Source organism: Marinospirillum sp. (assembly GCF_014859565.1).
Genome location: NZ_JACUUA010000234.1, coordinates 1 through 4,840 on the forward strand (window position 1 = coordinate 1; position 4,840 = coordinate 4,840).

Genomic DNA, 4,840 nt, shown 5'->3' on the forward strand with positions numbered 1-4,840 from the left:
CCAGCGCTATCCTTCCCCGCACTAAAAGTACGGGGCTTGTCGCGCATTTTGGTCAGCTTGTATCTCATATCAAAAATCCATCCATTATTTTTCTCTCGATTAATGCAACTCGTCGCTGAACCAGGTGCTCCTGCATCACAGCCAAACTGTGTTTTTCCATATGAGCAACGATGGCGTGCAACTCACCTGTTGCTTGTTTTTTAATCCGGTTCAACGCATTTTTTTGGTCATGATACTTATGGGGTTGATTAAACCCAGTTTTAGAATCAAAACTAGACCACGCCTCAGGGATCATAAGCACACCCTTACCCTGATCAAAGCCTAGAGCCAAGCCAGCAGGATCAAAGTCGAAGAACCATCCGAGCTGTTCATCCGGCTGAATGCGGGCGATTTCGGCTACGGTACGCATGTTTTCACGGTGCCCACGATAGATAATGACCGAGTCTTTCCAGTTACCAGGCAATTGAATTTCATGCCAATAGGGCATGATCGCGCCATTTTCAACAATCACCAGCTTTTGTGTTTTAAGGTGCTCGCGATCAAGGTTCTCGGGTAAAACGCTCAGCACGCTACCTGCTGGGGTTTTAATCGTGTCGCCATTCACTTTAATTTCAGACTTTCCGGCTGTTGCGATTACGACCAGGTGACCAAATACCGAATCGCTTGTCAGCTTTTCACTCGCATCGTGGCTGGCCATAGCCATTCGCCCACCCGAACGGGAATCAAACTGAGGGTCTACGCCACACGCTGATGCAATATAAGCTCTAAGCCTCTGCTTATCTGCAGATGCAAAGTGAATCTCTTTACCCACAACAGCACCAGCTCCAGTTTCCACGCAAATACTGTCCCAGGTTTTATTGCGCTTCACTTTCAATTTATCTGATTTCAACAAGCGCTCTATCGCAGCAATTTCATTGCGCATGGCGATATCTCAAAGCAATGTCATACACATACAGGTTATCGAGATAAACAGGATCAGGGGTGTCATGGAAACTAATCTCGATGCACTCTCTGTCGCTATCTGGAAGTACGTCAATCTCGGCAGCCAGCGCTTGAAGCCAGTCGGCTCTTTCAACAGCCAAGCCAGTGCTTTTAAGTGCATCTGAAGCAAGGATTGTCTGTTCTCCTAGTGCACCATCGACCACAAGCTGCAGTAACTCTACAATGGCTTCCTCAACGGGATCACTGTCTTCAATCTCAACCTCACCTGCCACATCAAAATTGACTGATACCGCTGTTTCTATCGTTTGCTCAGGCTCGGAACTATTTCCAACTGTCCGGGCATTGGCGGCAAGGTCTATGATCGCCAGTTCATCGACTGGATCATAGATATCTCCAAATCCCCTGATTGTAAAAGGACTAACGGTATTGAACGCTTCTGGCAGCCTGGCAAAATCGATATGCTCGATTGTGGGCTCGAATCCTGGATGATTAATATAATGCGCTTCAAACGCACCAACCAGCTTACTCAAGCGCTGATTTTCACGAAAGCGTACCAGCATCTTTCTAAGCTGGTTTAGTGAATAGGAAAGATCCTTTTGAGAAGATTCTAAGGTAGCAGGTAAGTATCGCAGCAACAGACGTTTCAGAAAGGCATCAGAACCAGCCTGCTCTGCCAGCTCACTCAATTTGAAGCTCTCAAATAACTGAATAAGTTTGTCTGCCTGCTCAATAACGCGCTTGTTTTCTCTTATCCGCAGCTCTGCATCGGTAACATAAGCGAAGCCCGTATTAATATAGGCACCAAACGCCTCAATCGCGTTGCGGATATCTTCAATGACCTCGGCGAGACATTCTTTAATCTCGCCTTCAAGGCGATCGATATCCCCGAATGCCGATCGTTTCTTAGCAGCCTTGTAATCCCCAAACAAATCAGTCAACTTTTGCCACAATTGACTGACCTGCGCATTTGCGTAGCGTCGACGCTCTGTCTCGGTAATATGATCAAGAAACTGCACAAGCACTTTCTTAAGTTGCAGATCCTCGGCATCACCAATCCGCCACACCAGCCGGTGATGCTCTAATGTTTGAAGCATATTATGATTTTCGTCGGTTTCAGCTAAACGATTACCATGGCGCAGGTGCGCTTCCAGTATCTCACCACCAAACCGGGCTAAAGCTTGCAGTGTACTCTTTGCATCCTGAACACGAGCCATCAGCCAAGCCTCAACTGCTCAGGGCCTGACTCTTCATCTTGTGCTATCCCTTCGTGTGCCTGGATAAATGTCATCACATCATACAACCAGCTCCATCGCCCTGTTGCACGATATACGCTGCCACTAGTACCTATGGATTTCAGGTAGCCCATTTTTTCAAAGCTCCCCAAAACCGAGCGAAGCTGTCCTGCTGCGTCTGAACGCTTTGTTTGAAATATTTTCTTTTCCACCAAAGAGCGAAGCTTAGCTTCAAGAGCTGGTGCAGCCGTAATACGGTCAAGTAAATTCCCTTCTGACACCTTATCGCCAGGCTGAACAGGGCGATCACCAGACTCAAGCGTCATCACCAGACGAAGAAAATGAACAAAAGCCTCCAGATGATTCGCCACCTCTTTAAACTGTTGGCGAACAGCCTCTTTTGTTTCTGGTCTTGAGATATCCAGGTAAGCACACACAAAAGCATCCTGAGCGCTGGTTAAACGCAACGTTCGGTTGATTTGCCCCAGAAAGCGATTAACCGCCTCCTGACTATCCGGCATCATCAAATAATTATAGAGGTCCTCATCGCTAATTTCACAGATGACCTGCTCTTGCATCAAGGCTGTTACGGTGCGTTCGAACAACGGACTGCTCATCAATCAATCTCCCTGCTACTGCAAGCTGGCAAAGTGCGATGCATAGCGGCCGACCGCACCAGAGGATTCGTAGGTGTAAACACGCCCATCTTTTAACGACACTTTGTTTTCAAAAAACTGGCGCAAGCTCCTGTCCAACTTAGGGCAGGCTGAAATCATCGTCAGATTATGAGCGTTCAGCATGGCGGCCAGGTGCGAAATATTATTAGGGCTCAGTGTTGCCAGCTCATCAATTGGCCAGGTAATCCGTGTTTTCAAATCAGGGCACAAGTAGCGAGTCAGTCCCATAAAAACGGTCATGATCGCCAAATAAGTCAAGCCGGTAGAACTTGCAGATAAAAAATCGGCATCCGTACGAATCACGACATGCCGATCATTTTCTTTCATCTCCAAGCGCATATCGATCATGGATTCGATATTTTCTTTCACTCTGGCATCTCGAAGCGTATCCGCAACCAGAACAAAACTCCGCAGCAATGCATCACTTGGAAGCTCTTTTCGATTCGAAACACGCCACGCCTGCCATTTAGTGACAAACTCTTTCAACGGCTGCCACATTGCGTCTTCGTAAATTCTGGGCTCAAGCACAACCCGAATATCGCTCAGGCTCTCAATCTGCTGATCCGTATTGATTTTACGTTTCAGCACATTTGAGACGCTGACCACCTCACTCGCCATGATTTCCAAGCCCTCAAAATACTTCTCCAGGCTGCCGGATTCAGAGGCGAACTGGTCAATCAGCGCTTCTTTAAGTTGTGGAATGTCGGTATCCAACAAACCCCGTAAATCAGGAATACGAGCCAGCTTAAACTCTTCATCATGTTCAAACACTTCTCCTGAAATCTGGCTACGCCGATAGCTGGATAACTTATGCCAAGCGAGTGAGATCTGTGTATCGTCATAACGATTCAAAATTGCAATCGCTTGGTCGAAAGTAGCCACAACCTCACTGCGTAGTTGCATCAATTGTTTCTGGGAACCTTGTAACTCTTCAGTCAAATCCTGAATGTTGCCTGGAAAGCCAATCGATGAACCTGGTTGCGGAAAGTGTTTCAACACGCTCTCTGCTGACTCAATCATCGCCTGCGAAGTTTTGATACTTTGCGTTAACTCCGTGATGGTTTTCTTCAGTTGAGCATCCTGCTCTTTCCATCGTGCATCTGCGTCGGCACGCTCACGCTTTGCTGTATCCAACGAAGCTTGGGCACTATGTTGCTCTTCATTGAGGTGCTCTACATGGCTCCATTCCTGTTCACGCCATTTGCGATAAGCTCTTACTTCATCTTCAGAGTTAATGATCTGATTGACAGTCTGCTTGAGCTGTTCCAGGGCATCTCTGGCCTGCTGAACTATGCCAGGATCAACACCTTCTGCAGACAGCTTCTGGCGGTGAATCAACTGTTTCTTTTCAAGCCGCTGTTGATACTCTTTTTTAGCTTCTGCTATTCGTTCTGCAAGGATACGAAGGTCTTCCGCAAACTCAGACTCACGCTCAGCCCAATAACCAAGCATATCCTGCTCTTGCTGACTAAAGGTCAACTTAAGTTCACTCACTGACTGACGAGTATCAGCATCAAAGGCTTCGAGTTTTTGCTCTGCCTTTTTAAGATCATCAGCCGTTTGTTTACTGCGTTCAGCAACGGCACTTTTCACCCTTACCCTGGCATTTTCAAAAGCTTGCCTGGCGCTTTCTGCTGCTCTTTTCTGAACAACGGTTTGGACATCCAACGCTTCAGCGGCCTTGACCCGCTCTTGATATACTTTTTGCAAACGACGCGCTTGGTTTTCTAATTGCTCACGCGACTTGGTTGCCTCATGCCTCTCGGCATCAAGGACTTGTAGCTTTTGTTTTAAGGTTTCTTCCGACAAAGCAAATTCCGGAGCAGCGATCTTATCCAGGGCCAGTATCCAGCCCATCACGGCTTCATGATCAGTTCCAGTAAAGTTTGGCGATAGATCTTTCCTTTCCAACAAGCCTGGGTTAATCACCTTGGCCAAACTCTGCCCCCAATCAGGGGTTTCCCGTCGAAGCTGCGCTAGCCAAGTACC

The 4,840-nt window shown here is 47.3% G+C and carries 4 protein-coding genes; all 4 read right to left on the reverse strand.

What is annotated here, in order from left to right:
* Window positions 1-64: 64 nt before the first annotated feature.
* Window positions 65-922 carry a hypothetical protein gene (locus IBX50_RS17270; RefSeq protein WP_292257542.1) on the reverse strand — a complete coding sequence of 286 codons (858 nt, stop codon included), beginning with the start codon at window positions 920-922 and terminating at the stop codon, window positions 65-67.
* Window positions 912-2,156: a hypothetical protein gene (locus IBX50_RS17275; protein WP_292257543.1), complete on the reverse strand. Its 1,245-nt coding sequence runs from the start codon at window positions 2,154-2,156 to the stop codon at window positions 912-914. The genes IBX50_RS17270 and IBX50_RS17275 overlap by 11 nt, the downstream gene beginning before the upstream one ends.
* Window positions 2,156-2,791, reverse strand: a complete 636-nt coding sequence (locus IBX50_RS17280) for a hypothetical protein (protein ID WP_292257544.1) — start codon at window positions 2,789-2,791, stop codon at window positions 2,156-2,158. The genes IBX50_RS17275 and IBX50_RS17280 overlap by 1 nt, the downstream gene beginning before the upstream one ends.
* A 15-nt stretch (window positions 2,792-2,806) precedes the next feature.
* Window positions 2,807-4,840 (reverse strand): ATP-binding protein (locus IBX50_RS17285; protein WP_292257545.1); only part of this gene is annotated, 2,034 nt, incomplete at its 5' end.

Coding starts and splice junctions, on each gene's coding strand:
- IBX50_RS17270 (WP_292257542.1), bottom strand. CDS start 922: ATGCGCAATGAAATTGCTGCGATAGAGCGCTTGTTGAAATCAGATAAA.
- IBX50_RS17275 (WP_292257543.1), bottom strand. CDS start 2,156: ATGGCTCGTGTTCAGGATGCAAAGAGTACACTGCAAGCTTTAGCCCGG.
- IBX50_RS17280 (WP_292257544.1), bottom strand. CDS start 2,791: ATGAGCAGTCCGTTGTTCGAACGCACCGTAACAGCCTTGATGCAAGAG.